Here is a 17,727-nt window from a genome sequence, read left to right on the forward strand (position 1 = left end):
CCGTAACCTATTTGTTTCTGGGTTCGAAAAGTTCGTCAGGGAATTGTCGACTACTTTTTTCAAACTCGTTAAGATATTGGTCGATGTCATCATTTTTCTCCATTTCTTCAAATGTGTCTTCTGTTCTAACCTCTGTCAAATCCTCCAATTGCTTGGAAAATATGTCGTCCATATCAAAAACATCCGAAGTTAGTATTAGATTGGGAGTCAGGGTTTTGAGATCAATATCTATTTTTTCCACGGTTATTCCTTCTTCTTTGGTTCGATTCACTTTGAGGATAACGGAGTTTTTGGGTGCTCCAAGTAATGGAATTGGACTGTGGGTTGAAACGATAAACTGAATATTGGGAAAAACCTCACTGAACAGCTGGGGAATGTGTTTTTGCAATTTGGGGTGCCAGTGCAAATCCAGCTCGTCAATGATAACAACACCCTTCAGATCAGATGGGTTTTGTATTTCTTTTTGACTGCTCGAAAGTCGAACAATCATGTCACCCGCTACGCCGATAATGCTCCTAAAACCAGAAGCGATTTTTTCAAAAGGAAGTGGTTCATATTGATCTTCGCCGTTTATCGTGTCTTTTTCAATATACTCAATACGGTTATTTGATGAGTTGAACCGAATATCTGACAGGTTTGGGACAAGTTTAAGGAATGCTTTTTTTACCAGATTAAAACGATCGTCCTTTTTGAGGTACCATATTACAAGCTCACTTTCAATATTCAGCAAGACCCCGTCTGTTCTAAAAAGACTATACAAGGTTCCACTTTTTTGAGCGGCTTCACTTATGCTTGCATCCACCTGCATGTTTAATCTTACAGGGCCATACGCAGCCAGGTGAAGAAGCGGGGATTGATTAATCTTGAAGTTATTGAGTAGGTTTTGATCTTCACTTTTGTACTCCACTTTTATGCGTGATCCGGAATCGGGGGCGTAGTCGTATGCACCGTCTTTGGATCCATGTAACCCGAGAACCATAGACTGCAAAATCGTACTTTTCCCGAATCCGTTTTCCCCAACCAAGAATACCCATCTGGTATCAACGGGCAAGTTTTCTATTGTAGCCCGTTTAATTCCCTGGAAATTGGAGACGGAGAGGCTTTTAAGGCAGTATGTTAGAATTTGATCCTTTTCTGTGAAGGTATCCGGTTCGTTTTGAAGGAACTGTTCGTCTTCGTCTATGTTAAAAAGATTTTTGAAGTCGATGGGTGCCAATTCTTCATATCCATCAAGGAGGGTCAACCAATCTAAAAAATTAATAAGAACATCATTTTTAACCATATATTTTTCCGCGTCGTAAGATTCTTCGATCGAAGTGTATAGGTCGTTTGGAATCATTACAACAGTGTATTCTACAGTTTCAGAATCGGTGTCATAACCGGTAACTGAGAAATATAATTTGTTAAAAGCTTTGTATACTACTTTGAATCCAAAATCATTGTTGCTTTTTAGATCCAGCGATAAACGTGAGTCCTTAATTTTTTGTTTAACAAAATTTGCAATTTCCCTTAGTTCTCGACCAACTGCTAATGGAAGACTTTTGGCATTCATATACTTTGTTTTTTAAGCCACTACTCAAAAATAGCAATTCGCTACTACAAATTGATAAAATTATCACAAGGTCAGTAAATTTCACCTGTTACCGGCCTTATCTCCACCAGGTTACTATTTGGGAAGAAAATTCATTAATTTATGGGAAGCAAGCCTTTCCCTTTCACCACCTTCCCCGCTCTGAATGAGCCACTTTACATACGAATTCGCTTTCCTATCAGGCTGGGAGGGCATGATGTAAAAAACTTTGATTGGAAACAGTATTTAAATTTACCTAATTTACATTTTCAAAAATAGAACATACCATACATTTAATTTTATTATTCAGCTAAATGAGCAACGTTTCCCCGCCTTCGCATGCCGCAAATGCCCCGAAGTTTACCGAGAATAAATATCTCGTCACGCTTGTGTTTGTCACCTCATTATTCATGTTTTGGGGCATCGCCATCACCATGGGGGATGTTTTGAACAAACATTTTCAGCATGTACTAAGTCTAACCAAGTTTCAATCTGCTTTTGTGCAGTTTGCTATTTTTGGGGCTTATGCGGTAATGGGCATACCAGCAGGTTTGTTCATGAAACGTTTTGGTTATAAAAACGGGGTGCTTCTGGGACTATCTCTCTTTGCCGGCGGATCGTTTCTTTTTGTTCCAGCCGCGGCCGCTGCGTCTTTCCCATTTTTTGGACTTGCGTTGTTTATTCTGGGATGTGGGCTCTCTACACTGGAAACTGTGGCACACCCCTTTGTTGCATCACTCGGAGACCAACGGACGAGCGACCAGCGAATCAACTTTGCTCAGGCGTTTAATGCCCTGGGCGCCATTATAGGACCGACCATTGGATCATACTTTCTGCTGCGTAACAACGTAGAAGGAAGTACCGACTTAACTTCTGTCAAGGTGCTTTATATTGCAATAGGAGCCGTGATAGCCTGCATTGCCATTGGTTTTTCTTTTGTGAAAGTGCCAGCCTTAACTGATCCTCATGGCAGTACCTCTGCTGACTCTGTAAATGAGGATAATAAGTCTGGAAAAAAGCTTTTTGAGCACCGACATTTTAAATGGGCTGTTGCTGCTCAGTTTTTTAATGTGGCTGCGCAGGGAGGTACCTGGGCATTTTTTATTAATTATGGCCATGAAAAGATGGGCTTTACGGATGCTGTGGCAGCCAACTATATGGGGCTTTTCATGGGTCTGATGCTAGCAGGTCGTTTTGTAGGTACTTTTTTGATGCGGGTCATTGCACCACATTCACTTTTGGCCATTTTTGCAGCCGGTAACATTGTGATGTGCCTAATTGTAGCGCAGAGCTGGGGATGGCCTTCGTTTATCGCGCTGCTGATGCTTAACTTTTTCTTCAGTATTATGTTCCCCACTATTTTTAGTCTTGGATTGAAGAATCTGGGTTCCCATACCCAACAGGCGTCTTCATTCATCTCGATGGGTGTTTGTGGTGGTGCGTTTTTCCCGTTTCTCATGGGAGCTGTGGCCGACTACGATGTGGCAACGGCCTACTATCTGCCTATTATTTGCTATGCGGTAATCTTCATGTTTGGCTATAAATTTTACAAAGTTCGTTGAGGAGAAGTTAGGGGATCTAGCAGTTAAGCAGTTAAAGAACAAACCAATGAAAGCTATTAGCCAACAGCTGATAGCTCACAGCTAATCAAATATGAAACTCTGGGGAATAGACTTAGGAGGCACCAAAATTGAGTGTGCCGTTTTGGATTCAAACAATAACCTTGAAGTGGTGGTGCGGATGCGCCTTCCAACCGAATCTGCAAAGGGATATGAGCACATTTTGTCCCAAATAAAAAAACTGATAGACATGGTAGCCGAGCAAGTTGGGGAGAAGCCACGTAAAATAGGCTTTGCCACACCCGGTGTACTGGAACCAGACTCACAATTGATGAAGAATTCCAACACCATCTGTCTGAATGGGAAGCCGATGCGACAAGATCTGGAGGCTATTCTGGGTATCCCGGTACAGCTGGCCAATGATGCCAATTGTTTTGCACTGGCCGAAGCATTGATAGGTGCCGGAAAAGAATATCCCAAGGCGGAGGTCGTTTTTGGCGTGATTATGGGTACCGGTGTAGGAGGAGGGCTGGTTGTGAACAACAAGATCATCGGCGGTCATCATGGGATCGGCGGAGAATGGGGCCACAACATTCTGGAGGAAAATGGCGTGCCCTGCTATTGTGGAAAAGCCGGCTGTGTGGAGCAGGTGATTTCCGGGCCAGCTTTGGAGCGGTATTACGAGCAGGTGAGCGGGGAAAAGTTGTCTCTTAAAACCATTCTCGAACAATACAATGAGGGAAAAAATGAACATGCAAAAGCGACAATCGAAAGATTATTGGAATATTATGGCAGAGCTATTTCTACCTTAATCAATGTACTTGATCCGGGACTTATTGTGATTGGCGGGGGTGTGGGTAATATCGATCTTTTGTACACCGCAGGTTTTGAGAGGATAAAAAAATATATTTTCAACAAAGGTGTGGTAACGACGCCAATTTTGAAACCCAGGCTGGGCGACAGTGCAGGGGTTTTTGGTGCTGCGTTATTGTAAAAAAGCAGGCGAAGTTGTTTACGAATCGCGGACAGGTCTGCTCGACTTGTCCGTTTTTTATGTTATCTAGCCCTCTCCAGACTTAATACTGACGTCATCTCCACGGGCTAGGGATTGTTTAGTTTTGTTTCTATTTTTCGGATATCAACAAACTTAAACAATTCGAATGAAACAAAAATTACTTCTGTTAAGCATCTTCATGCTTTCAATTGTCAGGCTTTCTGACGCTCAAATTGCCAATCATGTAGTCATTAGTGAAGTTTATGGCGGTGGAGGAAATTCCGGGGCTTACTGGTTAAGCGATTTCGTGGAGCTTTACAATCCCACACTTTTTGATGTGAACCTGAACGGTTGGTCGGTACAGTATGCAAGCTCCAGTGGCTCTTTCAATAATGCAACACCTTTGTCCGGTACCATCAAAGCCGGTGGGTACTATTTGGTAAAGCAAGCCGACGGAACAAATGCAAGTGGCACTGCGGTTGCTTTGCCCACTCCTGATGCGACCGGGAATGCAGGGATGTCTGGAACCGCAGGAAAGGTTTTATTATGCCAATGCACGGCTGCCCTGGCAGTTTCCAATCCTACCACCGACGTGGTTGATCTTGTTGGTTTCGGTTCTAGTGGTAACTTTTATGAGGGCGCTGGGCGAGCTCCGGCTCCAAGTAATGAAAGCTCCATTATACGCGCATCCGGAAATAACTCCTGGACTCCGGGCATTGGAAATGGATGGGATAGGAACAATAACAACACAGATTTTACGAGCACTGGAACTGTAAAGCCCTTCCCGCAGAATACTTCTTCACCAGTGGAGTTTTCGAATACACCCAGCATCAGTGTATCGTCTGGTACCGTAAGTTTTGGTAACGTATTTATCAATACCAGCGCACCATACAAAGCTATTTTGTTGAAATTCGCCAATCTGGACGCCACAGATGTTGCCGTTGTTGTGGATGCTCCATTTACAATTTCGAAAGACCCGGCAGGTCCATACAGTGGTTCGGCTACGATAACAGACGCTGAACGTACTGCAAGTGGTTTATGGCTGTATATCACGACTTCCGTCGCAGCCACTGGAGCGGCTTCGGGTAGCATCACCCTCACGCATGCAAGTTTGAATGCGCCTGTGACGGTTAACCTAAGTGCCAACGGGGTAGAAGCGCTCGGCAGCGCAACAAAAATTAACACCATTCAGGGAGCGGGATATCAAGCCACTGCCGGAACTTTCCAGGTGGAAGCTATCGTGACAGGCGTATATGGCACCTTAGAGCCTGCCGGATTTTATATTCAGGAAGAAGATGTTGACGCGGATGCTGATGAAAATACATCAGAAGGAATCTTCGTGGTAATGAGTGATCCCTCCGTGAAGGTGGGAGATCTGGTACGGGTATTGGGAACGGTTCAGGAAAATGGCGGATCCCCGTCTTTTAATCAGGCTGTCATCGCCTCTCCGGCTGTCTCCATTTTGTCAGGCAGCAACCCGGCACCTTCTTTTACTGATATCAGCATCACGGACAACGCGCCTGCTTCGGCAGAGAAGTATGAAGGCATGCGGGTACAATTTGCGTCCGAACTGACGGTCACAGATGTAAGCGATGTTGCGTTCCGGGGTGAAGTTGTTCTTTCTTTGAATGGAAGCGTTTACACGCCGACACAAATTGTGGATCCCAACGATGATCCGGCAACTGGAAATGGCTCTGACGGTGCTGCCAATGTACCAGCGGTGAACGCTTACGCAGCTGCTAATGCCGCCAAATTGATTGTGCTTGATGATGGATCAGGGTTAAGTAATCTAACGACAGTACCGTATCTCGATCCTGTTTTGAATACCATCCGGGTAAACAGCACCATATCGTCCTTGAAGGGTATTATGGGTTATGGTTTTGCCAAATACCGCATTCAGCCACTGGCAGGAGCTGATTTGCCCGTTTTTACGGTTACGCGCCCATCTGTTCCTACATTTACAAATGCCGGTATCAAAATAGCCAGCTTCAATGTACTAAACTATTTTAACGGTAATGGCCAGGGCGCCGGTTTCCCTACGACCAGAGGTGCAGCGAGTGCAGCGGCTTTTGCCGTACAGAGGAGTAAAATAATTAAAGCGCTTGCGCAAATGAATGCGGACGTGGTGGGGTTGATAGAAATCGAAAATGATGGGGTAGGAGCATTTTCCGCCGTTCAGGACCTTGTGAATGGCCTAAATGCTGAATTGGGCACGCCGGGCGCTTATGCGATTGTAAATGACGGTGCATCGGTTCAGACGGACAATTCTGATCAGATTAAATGTGCGATCATTTACAAGGTTAGTTCATTGAAAACCTATGGAGATGCTCAGTTAACCGGTGGTGGTCAGAATACGCGCCCGCTTCTGGGGCAAACCTTTGAAACGCTGGCGGCAGTAGTACCAGGCGGACGTGTGATGGCTCCGGAAAAGTTTACTTTCATTGTGAATCACTTCAAATCCAAGGGGTCCAGTGATGCTACCGGTTTGGATATTGATCAGAACGATGGCCAGAGTGCATACAACGCTACCCGTAAAACGCAGGCTGTTGCACTACTCGCATTTATTGAGAATCTTAAAATCAGTGGCGGCACGGACAGAATTGTGAGTGTAGGCGACTATAATGCCTACTATGAAGAAGATCCTATGGATATTCTTCGTGCGGGAAACCTTGTTGTTCCAAGTTTGGCTACTGAATATTCATACAGTTTTGACGGCGCGCTAGGATCCTTGGATCATGCAGTCTTTTCATCTACGATGAGCCCATACGCCACTGTTAAAAAATGGAACATCAATTCCAATGAGCCTGCCATTCTTCAGTACACTTCTATACTGGCAGATGCGACAAGTCCTTTCCGCTCTTCAGATCACGATCCGATATTAATTGGGATCGACTTTTCAACCCCGTTGCCGGTGCGTTTGGTGTCTTTTAATGCCAGGAGAATCCATGATCAGGTTCAGGTGGAATGGAAAACGGCAGAGGAATCAAATAACAGTCATTTTACGGTACAAAGATCGGCGGACGCAATTTCATATGAAGATATTGCCGTGCGGGATGGAAAAGGCAATAGCAATAGTCTCCATAGTTACAGTTTTACGGATACGTCACCGCTGTATGGCGTGTCTTACTACCGTTTGAAACAAACAGATTACGATGGGAAATTTACCTATTCCAGAGTTGCACCAGTACAAATGAGTGGTGAAACGGAGTTTGAATTTAGCGTATATCCTAATCCTGTGGCTGATCAGATCAATCTAAAATTTTCAGGAATAGCATCTACTCATTCGAATTGGCTTTATCAGATCGTGAACAAAGATGGAATAGCTCTTTTTTCAGGAAAGGGTTCTCTTGACAAAATCAACAAAAGTGCAACCAATGCACTTCCCGGTTTGAAGTCAGGGGTGTATATCATTCGTGTGGCTTCCGGGACAGAGAATCACACCTTCAAATTTGTGAAGCATTGAAGTCGTAAGCCATTCAATGTGCTGAAAACCAATTGCTTTGCAGATAAAAAAAGAGGCGATGAGCCTCTTTTTTTTGTTTCATCTACTGGATTTGAAGCTGTTTTAGGAAGTGTTTTATGACTCGATTCATGCGTTTCCGTTGATTATTCCCGACTCTACCGCGATAAAATCCGGTTAAACAAGACGATTGATTGCATTATTGCAGCACAGTGTTTGGTTGATTGTGAAGAAATAGAAATAGCCTGCCGACTGAACGGTAAGTATTGAGTGAATGTATAAATGGGAGACTGGCCTGATTTTTTAATCATTCTGAGGTACTGGTTATTTAAGGTTATTAAGCGAAATGTAGTGAAGACACTCCCGAAATGGAACTTAAGAGCAAATGGTATCCCTTTTAGGGATATGCGTATACACTCGTCACCGACTAATCAACGAAGTTTGAAATATAAATATTTATTGATTCTACTACTGGCGTTGCTTTCATGTGGCCCACTTATCGCTCAGGAAAAGGGAGGATGGCTGAAGCGAATTGTTCAAAAAACCGTAACCGATACCACCTCGCCTGGAAAGCCAAGTTTTAGGATATATCCCACACTGGCTTATTCTCCGGAGACAAGCTTCGAATTTGGGTTTTCTTCTCTCCTCCTGTTTCAGGCCAAAAATGACACGCTAAACCGGCTTAGTGAAGTAAATGCATTTACCTTCATTACGCTGGAGGCACAGTATGGAATCTGGCTTGACAATGCGATCTATGGCGACAATGACAACTGGTTTTTTCTTGGTAAAACTCGTTTTCAGCGATTTCCGTTACTTTATTACGGCATTGGGCCGGAAACGAGCGGTGACGAGCCGGCACTGATCGACGCCAATTATTTACTTTTGCGGCAGCGGGTTTTAAGGAAAGTGGTACCTAATCTATTTCTGGGGCCAGAGATTGATTACCAGCAGCTTTACAATACCCGTTTCAATCAACCAAAGGATCACCAGGGCTATGAACAACCACTTGGTAGCAGCGGTGGACGGAATTTAGGCTTGGGAGCTGCGTTGGTTTACGACAACAGACACAACGTGTTAAATGTAAGGAAAGGACTGTTTGGTGAAATTTCCTTTCTCAAATATCATCCGTCTCTGGGAAGCGATCACAATTTTCAAGGGGTTAATCTGGATGTCCGCTCAGCGCACCCAACCAGTAAAAGAAACGTCCTTGCCTGGCAGGTTTATGGCAACTTCTTTTCTGGTGATGTTCCTTTCAATCAAATGGCATTGATGGGAGGCGAAATGATTATGCGTGGCTTCTATTATGGACGTTACCGTGATAAAAATATGTTGGCTGCGCAGGCCGAGCACCGGTGGTTACCTTTTAGTTTTTCCAAGCGTTTTGGAGGAACGGTTTTCGCTGCCGCGGCGGTGGTGGCTCCTAGAGTGAATGAATTTAGCTGGAAACATATACGCCCATCCGGAGGAGTGGGATTACGTTATTTGTTGTTTCCCAAAAAAGACATTTTTTTGCGTCTGGACGTAGGTTTCACCAAAGAAGGCCCCGGGTTCTATTTGTTTACAGGAGAGGCGTTTTAGTGACTAAAACTAAAAAATACCTCGCAAGTTGCTATTGGTTAAATTTTGATCATTATATATTTATCTGCGAATGCTTAACAATTTAACAATCAAACACGAGTCTCACTTTTAATCGAAATATATCCCCAGGCTTCCCGTCTGAGGCTTATAAACAAAAGCGACAGCCAACAATAGAAATCCCACAAACCCGAGCGCCAGAGGTAGGGAGGTTCCTTCGGCAATAAACCCGATCAGAGCAGGACCCGCAAGCTGGCCTGAGTACCCCAGCGTTGTAACTGCCGCGAGAGAGATGGAGGTCGCCACATTTGGGATCTGGCCAGCCGCAGTGAAAAATACTGGAACTGCGTTGGCAGCGCCTAATCCTACCAACACGAAGCCTATCAAAGCAGCCCCCGGCCAGGTGAAAGACACAGCGATGAAATAACCTGCGGCCGACACCAGAGCACCATACAACACCACCTTGTCCGAACCGACACGGTTTACGATTTTATCGCCCGTCAGCCGCATCACAGCCATGGCTATGGAAAATGCCGCATAACCAAGTCCGGACATGGAAGGATCGAAACCACGATTGAATTGAAGAAATACGGCACTCCAGTCAAGCAAGGCACCCTCGGCCAGAAAAAATACAAAACACATCAGACCCAGAACCAAAACAGGCCCGCGTGGTAAAACAAATGAAAATGACTCCACCGTAGCTTCGTCTTTGTGCGCGTAAAGGAATCTGTATTGGCTGATGGTGATCAACATAAGAAGCCCGGAAATACTGATGGCAGCAAGCACAGGTGACAGGCCAAGTTTTATCAAAAAACCCAAGCCTATGGAGCCGAGCAAGCCCCCAACGCTGAACATACCATGAAATGATGACATGATATGACGGCCATATCTTTCCTGAACCAACACGGCGTGCGCGTTCATGGCCACGTCAATCGAACCTATGGCGGCTCCAAAAATGAAGAGCGCTCCGGCAAGCTGGATGGAAGAGGTGGCCTGAAGCAAAAGAGGTAAGATAATGGCAATAACAGTTGAGGCGATCAGTGTGACTTTGCGGCTTCCATATTTATTGATAAACATACCAGAAAATGGCATGGTAAGAATGGCGCCGGCGCCAAGAGATAACAGCACAACCCCAAGTGTAGCGTCGTCGAGTCCAAGGTTGGTTTTGGCAAACGGAACCATCGGTGCCCAGCACGAAAGCCCGATGCCGCATACCAGAAAGATGAGTAAACTTGCTTTTCTTGCCGAGTGGGTTTTCCTGTCATGCGCATGCAAAAGTGTGTTTTCCATTTTGTAACTTAATTTTTGCAAAAATATGCAATTCCATCTATCGTTTATGTTTTCATTTTGAACACGCCAAGGCAAGGTGATCCGGGGGAGCGATCTTTCTTACCATTGTCTTTCGTACTGGCAAAAAAAAGCCGGTCACATCGCTGTAACCGGCTCTACATACATTTTACTTTTTACATCTCCTTTCTCACACGGAAAGTCTTACAAATTTTTCTTCTTCGATTCCTTCACTGCGAAATCTACCGCCCGGGCGGTTAGCGCCATGTAAGTGAGCGACGGGTTCACACACGACGCCGATGTCATGGCGGCTCCGTCTGTTACAAATACGTTTTTCACCGCGTGGAGCTGGTTATTTGCATTTAGCACGGAAGTTTTTGGGTCACGCCCCATACGCGCGGTACCCATTTCGTGAATGGCCATACCCAGGTAAGAGCCGTTGTCATACGTTCTGACGTTTTTCAGACCTGATTTTTCCAGCATTTCGGCGGCGTCATTCTTCATATCCATGCGCATTTTTTTCTCATTTTCGCGAAGATCGGCGTCAAAAACAACGGTAGGCATACCCCATTTGTCCTTTCTGTCTTTATTGAGATACATCCGGTTTTCGTGGTAAGGTAGGGTCTCACCAAAACCGCCAAAGCCCATTGTCCAGTTGCCGGGTGTGGTGAGTTCCTCCTTGAAATCGGCACCAAATGCAAGTTCCGCGATGTTGCGCTGCCAACCCTGGCGACCACCGCCTCCCTGGTAGCCGAAACCCCGGATATAATCCCGTTTGTCGTTGCCAATGTTTTGATAACGGGGCACATAAATACCATTGGCACGCCGACCAAAATAGTATTTGTCCAGATCCCCTTCCCAGGTACCACTTGCTCCGGTACGGAAATGGTGATCCATCAGGTTGTGTCCCAGTTCACCAGAATCATTGCCTAGGCCGTTTGGAAAGCGGTTGGAAGTTGAATTCAACAGCACAAGCGTTGAGCCGATTGCACTGGCACAAACGAAAATGATCTTCGCATGGTATTCTCTTTCCTGCAAAGTGACCGAATCGGTCACCCTTACACCCGTAGCTTTTTTTGTTTTGTCGTCATAAACAATCTCCCTGACCACGGAATCGGGACGCAGCGTGAGCAGGCCTGTTTTAATGGCTGGCGGTAAGGTACTGGATTGGGTGCTGAAATATGCGCCATAAGGACAACCCAACGAACACTTATTTCGATACTGGCATGGGCCGCGACCACCTTCCAGCTGAATTTTGGTGGGCTGCGACAGGTTAGCAACCCGGCCTATCGTCATGGTGCGGCCGGGAAACTGCTTCTCCAGTCTTTTTCGCACTTCCTTTTCCACGAAGTACATTTCCATGGGAGGGATAAAATCGCTGTCCGGGAGCTGTGGAAGGCCCAGTTTTTCGCCCGATATGCCCACGTGCTTCTCAACATACGAATACCAGGGTGCAATGTCTTTATAGCGGATAGGCCAGTCCACTGCAATGCCATCTTTTAAATTTGCTTCAAAGTCCAGGTCGCTCCAGCGGTAGGACTGACGTCCCCACATGATCGATTTGCCACCCACGATGTTTGGCCTAAACCAGTCGAACCGTTTCTTTTCCTCGTAGGGAGAATCCGAATCGTTCATCCAGTATTTCTCCGTCATTTCGTTGTAAGGGTAATCGCGTGAAAGAAATGGATGTGTCTCCTTTTGCTTCACCGTCAGACGGCCATTGTATTCACTTTCCCAGGGAGCTTTAAGCGCGTTTTCGTAACCGGTTACGTGTTCAAGGTTTTTGCCTTTTTCCAGCATCAAAACCTTCATTCCTTTGGCAGTGAGTTCTTTGGCCGCCCAGCCGCCCGATACGCCCGATCCGATAACGATTGCGTCGTAGGAAATATCTTTTACCGCATCAATATTTAAATTCGCCATTCTATTTTAATATTTGTGTTCAGGTGATTTGGTTTGCTGACGGTTTTTATAAAGCCCAGCTTTTCTGTCCCTTCGGCATTGGCCATGAACCGTCGAATCTTCCGGGTATTGGAAGGTAATCCAGCGCCTGTGTGGCCCCGATTTCCGATGTAAAATATCCCGTAACGGTCAATCCTTTCATTTGTACAAAAAAAGGCTTGTTGGACGTCGTAGCTCTTTTTACAATTTCATTCTTCTGTTTTGTATCGAGCGCCGAAAAGGATTTGCCATAGGTATCGTTGCTGTCTTTGTTCAGTAATGCCAGCCCGTCATAGAATTTCTTTTGTTCGTCTATCTGGTAACAGTCCCGCACAACACGGGTTATGAATTTCTCAACGCCGGCGGCTTTTGCACCGGGCGTGCCCGTGGTGGGTATGATCACATCCGCCACGTCTGCAAGCAAGGCTTCCTGTTCAGGCGTATAATTAACTGAAGATCCAAAATTTAGTTTTTCCCCCATTGCTCCGGCCATCAGCGGTGCAGCCAGTACACCACCCATCATGAGGGTAATCTTTTCCAGGACGTCTCTACGGTTCATGTGCAAATTGTTAAAGTATCAAATGATTATGCTGGGTTGCTATGTAATAGACTATATAAACAAGAAAAGTCCCGACAGAAACTACTATTTCTATTGGATATTACATATAAAACCTCCTAAACTTTACAAAGAAAGTGAAGGCGCACGACTGAGCAGCTTTATTAACGATCGTTAACAGAATGTTGGCGTTGATTTCGCAGAGGGATTGCTGGAAGGGTAATTTGTCCGCTCTGTTTTTTTTGGGAGGACTATTGCCTACGGTATCAGTGAATTCATGGCTAGGTGCCTGTCGGACTTAGATTTTCAAGTCAAAATCTTTGCCAATTTTACAATTGAATGGCCATTTCCTGACAATACTTGACTTAATCACCCATTATATTATGATAATCTCAATCAAAACCTTAAAAAAATAGCTTAACTCCGACACACTCCTAGAACGGCAAGCCCTGATGGCATCAGCAGAAAGATCAAAGGGATGTGCTAAATGGTGCGTAACAGGATGACTTGCTTGGGATGTGCAGGATGATATTTGACAACGATACGTGTTCCGGAATGTAATAAATTAAAATCTACCTGAGGAACGGCCTGCTTCACTTCAGTAACGAAGTTTCTTCCCTTGCTCGGTTCCACCTGCATTTGTACTTTTAGCTGAGGTAGATTGTTGATGTAGGATCCTGTGGGTCCTATGGCGAGTACAGTAGCTTCGGATTCCACGCCGTGATTCAGTATTTTGGTATGCCTCTTGGTTTCCATTTTTTTGATTATGGAGGTTACAAGCGTGAAGATGCAAAGTGCGATGAGTATGATCGTTACGCCGAGTTCCCTTTCAATAAATAGTAGAGTCATTTCAGGCTTGGTTAAGATTGCTGATACAAATAAACGGGGTAGCGGGTAGTCTTACCAAATTAAATGATTGAACGGCTCAATTGGACAAGCCAATGGATTCCTCATTGAGCCAACGGCATTCCGGTTTCTTCCCGTTTAGTGATTTTGTAACATGGTGGATAGTTCTATGATGACCAGTGTGCCGGTGGGATTATCGTTTTGGTCATACTTATCGATCATTTTTACCTCGGCGTGCTGTCCCTGCCGTGTAAGTACAGCAAGTCTTTCCTGAGAAATCAGCAGCCCTTTGGATTCGTGCCTTTTGGTTTTACTGTTGTTTTTTTTAAGTTCAAAGGATTTTTTTCTGCCTATGCCACTGTCATCTATTCTGCATTGTAGCATCTCGTCATGAACCAGGCGAAACTCTACCGTCAGGGTTCGTTCAGAGGTAGAGTGCATCAGACCGTGCCAGAGTGCATTCTCCACATACGGCTGCATGAGCATCGACGGAACCATAATTTCGTCTGGCTCCAGTTCGTCATCAATGATAATCTTATATGTAAAGCTTCGGTCAAAACGCATCTGTTCCAGCTGCAGATACAGATCCAGCACCTCATATTCTTCCCGAATGGTAATGAGGTTTTTACCTGAATTGTTCAATACCATCCTGAACAATTTTGAAAACTTGATCAGATATTTACTGGCTTCGGCATACTTTTCTGTAACGATGCATTCCTGAATGCTATTGAGGCAGTTGAATACAAAGTGTGGGTTCATTTGAGCTCTCAGCGCCATCAGCTGGCTCTCGGCAAGCATCTTGTTTATTTCCAGGAGCTTCATTTCTTTTTCCTGAGCCTGGGCCTCGGCGATCGCTTCGGCAATTTTGTTGGCACTTATGGAGGCAATCGTAGAAAGCACGCGAAGGTGCTCTTCGGTGAAAAAGTCTTTTTTCCGATGCTCGGAGTCGATCACTCCGATGACTTTTCCTTCGTGTAAGATCGGGACAGCGATTTCGGAAAGTCTTACCTCATCATCCACAATATACCGGGGATCTGCCGAGGTGTCTTTGATGATAAGTGCTTTGCCAGTAAGGGCTACGGTTCCCACTATTCCCTTGCCGGGTTCAATTTCGATGGGGTTACTTATTTCATGCCCTTTGGGATTCTTGGGGCCGTAGGTTGCCCGCTGGGTCATTATATTTCGTTCTTTATCCAGCAAGTACACCACACAGTCCTCGAAACGCAATTGAGAAATGCAGTTTCGCGCTATGTCCCAGCATATTTCGCTGACAGAATTCTCGCCATAGACGGAATTGGCAAAATAATCGATGGTGTTGTCCAGAACGATCTTTCGCTTTTTGGCCATGTAGCTTTGATAACTGGCTAAGGAAAATGTAAGAACAAGTAAGGTATAAAAAGCGATAGCCCACCAGCTTTGCCACCAATGCGGCTCCACATAAAGTTTCATCACGGTTGCCTTTTTCATCCATCTGCCATGCTCATCTGTGGTTCTTACCCTGAACTTATAACGGCCGTGCGGCAACTGGTTGTAAGAGGCGGTAAGGGTACGCCCGGCATTAACCCAGGTTGGATCAATGCCGTCGAGCTGATAGCTATATTGTAACGACGGTACGTCTCTATGATTTAGCGAAGCAAACTGGAAGGTAATGTAATCTTCGTTGGCTTCCAGTTGTAATTCTCCATTGACTAGATTTTGCCTTTTTTCGTTCTGGAACACCCGTATGGAGGTAATATGAGGAGGCTTTTTTACGGGGATGGACTGAAACTGTGACGGATCGATTACCACCACATGATCCAGCATTACGGCATAAATTTTACCTTCGAAGTATTTAAGGTAATTCCAGTAATCCTGTAACGTTTTTCCCAAATCGATCTGCACCCGCGTTTCTTTTCGTGTACCGGGATCGATAAATTCAAGACCCACCCGGCTGGAAGCCCAGAGTGTGCCTTTATCATCGATATCGATGTGATTAATCTCATCGAGGGATAAGCCTGTACTGGTGGTCATGCTATCAGTAATCTGCCCGTGGCTGTTAAATTTCAGCAGTCCTCTGTCGTACACTGCGGCCCACAGATCATTGTTTTTATCCTGTGCAAGATGTGTGACATAGAAGTTGGCTGGATCCGTGACGGGTTGCACCGTAAACTGTTCGGTCACGGCATCAAATTTCAATATTCCCTCACGGTTAATTGTAAACACCAGATCATTGTTACGAAGTTTCAGCGCGCTTTGTACCCGCCGGTAATTGAACAAGCCATATTTTTTATCAGTGCCGTCGAACCTGTCACAGATCCCGGAATCCACATTGTAGCGATAAATGGCGTCGCTCCAAATGTGAAACCATACATTTCCTTTGTGGTCGGTAATGACAAAAGTTGCAAATCTTGATCCATGGTTTTTCTTTATTTTCTCGAACCGCACCAGTCGATCCAGTTTGTTGTCCAGATAATAAACACCGTCATTTCCGGAAAACCACCATTGGTCCTTTGATTTTGTTGCATTAGTAAATCTGTTTTTTATCAGATCCTTACCTTGTGTGGCTGTGTAACGTTTGTATTTTCTGTTGCTCATGTCGTAGGCGACTACGCCTTCCTCCTTACAAGCCATGATCAGGTTACCATCAACGGCAATTGAATTGGCATGAGCAAATCCAGTCTCAAACATCGATTTAAAGCTGGGTATATGAAATATTTCGGTGATTGGGGAATTGGACTGGCTTTTGCTCACACCGTTGATGGTTCCAAGCCAGACATTACTTTCCGTATCCTGAATGGCATCTCTGAAATGGCCATACGCGATGGAATAGTTTTGAGATTGGCTGTATGGGATTCTTACGATGGGTTTTCCGGGCTCTTTCATATAAGCGCTAAATCCCCAGGTAGAGATCCACAGACGCCCTAATTGATCTATAAACAGACAGTTGTAACCATCATACGCTTTTTTCCCGTCTGCATGGTTTTCTACAGAATCCGTCCCCAGTTTATGGTCCCAGAAATGAAGTGTCTGATCCTGATTGCACCCATACCATAAATTGAAGCTCTTGTCAAGAACGATGGCTTCTACCCTTGTGCTGTTCAAATACGGGTAAGCACGCGGATTGTTTTCTTTGCTGAAAACCTTTTCATTCTCGCAATCAATGAAATAGGTTTTTTCTCCGCCTACCCAGAAGCCCCGTCGCAGGCGGTCCCATACAAAACCGTTGAAGTAGAAAGCGGGATTTTGGACTGTTTTTAATGAGGGGATCAATGCGGCAGCTGGAAAAAGTCGCCCCTCGTGAAAAATGAATATTTTAGAGGTACAGACAATCCAGAACCTTTTTTGGTCATCCATTTTGATCACTTCGACCGTTTCTTTATCAAGTAGAGAAAAGCGCTTATCGCGGATAAACGACCCATTGGTTTTGTTGAAAATCCTGATCCCTTCCTTAGTGCCAATTAAGAGGTAGTTCTCATTCTTGATTGGGTGAATGGCGTTGATATACAGTTTTTTGGTCCCGACAGCAGACGGGTACTGACGGATAATGGCACCGTCGAAGCGATTGAGGCCATTAGACGCCCCAATCCACAAATAGCCATCCGGATCTTTGTAAAGACATCGTACCTCTTTTTCGCTTAACCCATCCTGAAATTTAAGATTCTGGAAAATGAACTGGGCCGATGTGACCGCGGGCATCAAAACGAAAAGAAACAATATCAAAAGATAACTACGCATACTTCCTGATTCTTGGTTTATGTGGGTTGTAAGCATCAATTTCCTTGTGTTGGCGAAGGGGCATGAAGTGTCATTTTGGTGCAGATCAGGATTATGGTACAGGCGTCTCAGAAATGTAATTTTGGACGATGAAGTGTAGGTGCATTTTACCAAATAATGCAAATAGCACAAATTATATGATTTGGACGAAATAACCATACACAAGTTATCTACCGGTTTTCAGGTTAT

At 44.9% G+C, this 17,727-nt stretch carries 10 protein-coding genes; 4 read left to right on the forward strand and 6 right to left on the reverse strand.

Annotation, left to right across the window (positions count from 1 at the left end; genetic code table 11):
* Positions 1-7: 7 nt before the first annotated feature.
* Positions 8-1,552 (reverse strand): AAA family ATPase, encoded by a 1,545-nt coding sequence (locus DYADSP32_RS03150; protein WP_149244075.1) that lies wholly within the window; start codon positions 1,550-1,552, stop codon positions 8-10.
* Positions 1,553-1,884: 332 nt separating this feature from the next.
* Here DYADSP32_RS03150 and fucP point away from each other — a divergent pair, with 332 nt between their 5' ends.
* The 4 genes from fucP (at position 1,885) to DYADSP32_RS03170 (ending at position 9,161) form a co-directional block, all read left to right on the forward strand.
* Positions 1,885-3,132: an L-fucose:H+ symporter permease gene (fucP, locus tag DYADSP32_RS03155; protein ID WP_149244074.1), complete on the forward strand. Its 1,248-nt coding sequence runs from the start codon at positions 1,885-1,887 to the stop codon at positions 3,130-3,132.
* A gap of 91 nt (positions 3,133-3,223) precedes the next feature.
* Positions 3,224-4,123 (forward strand): ROK family protein, encoded by a 900-nt coding sequence (locus DYADSP32_RS03160; RefSeq protein WP_149244073.1) that lies wholly within the window; start codon positions 3,224-3,226, stop codon positions 4,121-4,123.
* A gap of 166 nt (positions 4,124-4,289) precedes the next feature.
* A complete protein-coding gene (locus DYADSP32_RS03165) occupies positions 4,290-7,586 on the forward strand; it encodes an ExeM/NucH family extracellular endonuclease (protein ID WP_149244072.1) in 3,297 nt (1,098 codons plus the stop codon).
* A 438-nt stretch (positions 7,587-8,024) separates the two neighbouring features.
* Entirely contained in the window at positions 8,025-9,161 is a 1,137-nt protein-coding gene (locus tag DYADSP32_RS03170; protein ID WP_414617477.1) for a BamA/TamA family outer membrane protein, read from the forward strand.
* 108 nt (positions 9,162-9,269) lie between these two features.
* On the opposite strand, the gene DYADSP32_RS03175 is transcribed toward DYADSP32_RS03170, so the two are convergent.
* The 5 genes from DYADSP32_RS03175 to DYADSP32_RS03195 all read right to left on the reverse strand — a co-directional run bounded on the left by DYADSP32_RS03175 (position 9,270) and on the right by DYADSP32_RS03195 (position 17,499).
* The gene (locus DYADSP32_RS03175) at positions 9,270-10,448 is read right to left on the reverse strand and encodes an MFS transporter (RefSeq protein WP_149244070.1); all 1,179 of its coding nucleotides are present in this window, start codon (positions 10,446-10,448) and stop codon (positions 9,270-9,272) included.
* 201 nt (positions 10,449-10,649) lie between these two features.
* Positions 10,650-12,365, reverse strand: coding sequence for a GMC family oxidoreductase (locus DYADSP32_RS03180; RefSeq protein ID WP_149244069.1), 1,716 nt, complete (start codon positions 12,363-12,365; stop codon positions 10,650-10,652).
* 46 nt (positions 12,366-12,411) lie between these two features.
* A complete protein-coding gene (locus tag DYADSP32_RS03185; RefSeq protein ID WP_149244068.1) occupies positions 12,412-12,942 on the reverse strand; it encodes a gluconate 2-dehydrogenase subunit 3 family protein in 531 nt (176 codons plus the stop codon).
* 480 nt (positions 12,943-13,422) lie between these two features.
* Positions 13,423-13,788: a DUF3592 domain-containing protein gene (locus DYADSP32_RS03190; RefSeq protein WP_149244067.1), complete on the reverse strand. Its 366-nt coding sequence runs from the start codon at positions 13,786-13,788 to the stop codon at positions 13,423-13,425.
* A gap of 135 nt (positions 13,789-13,923) precedes the next feature.
* Positions 13,924-17,499, reverse strand: coding sequence for a histidine kinase (locus tag DYADSP32_RS03195; RefSeq protein WP_149244066.1), 3,576 nt, complete (start codon positions 17,497-17,499; stop codon positions 13,924-13,926).
* Positions 17,500-17,727 lie beyond the last annotated feature (228 nt).

The organism is Dyadobacter sp. 32, assembly GCF_902506755.1.
Lineage (GTDB): Bacteria > Bacteroidota > Bacteroidia > Cytophagales > Spirosomataceae > Dyadobacter.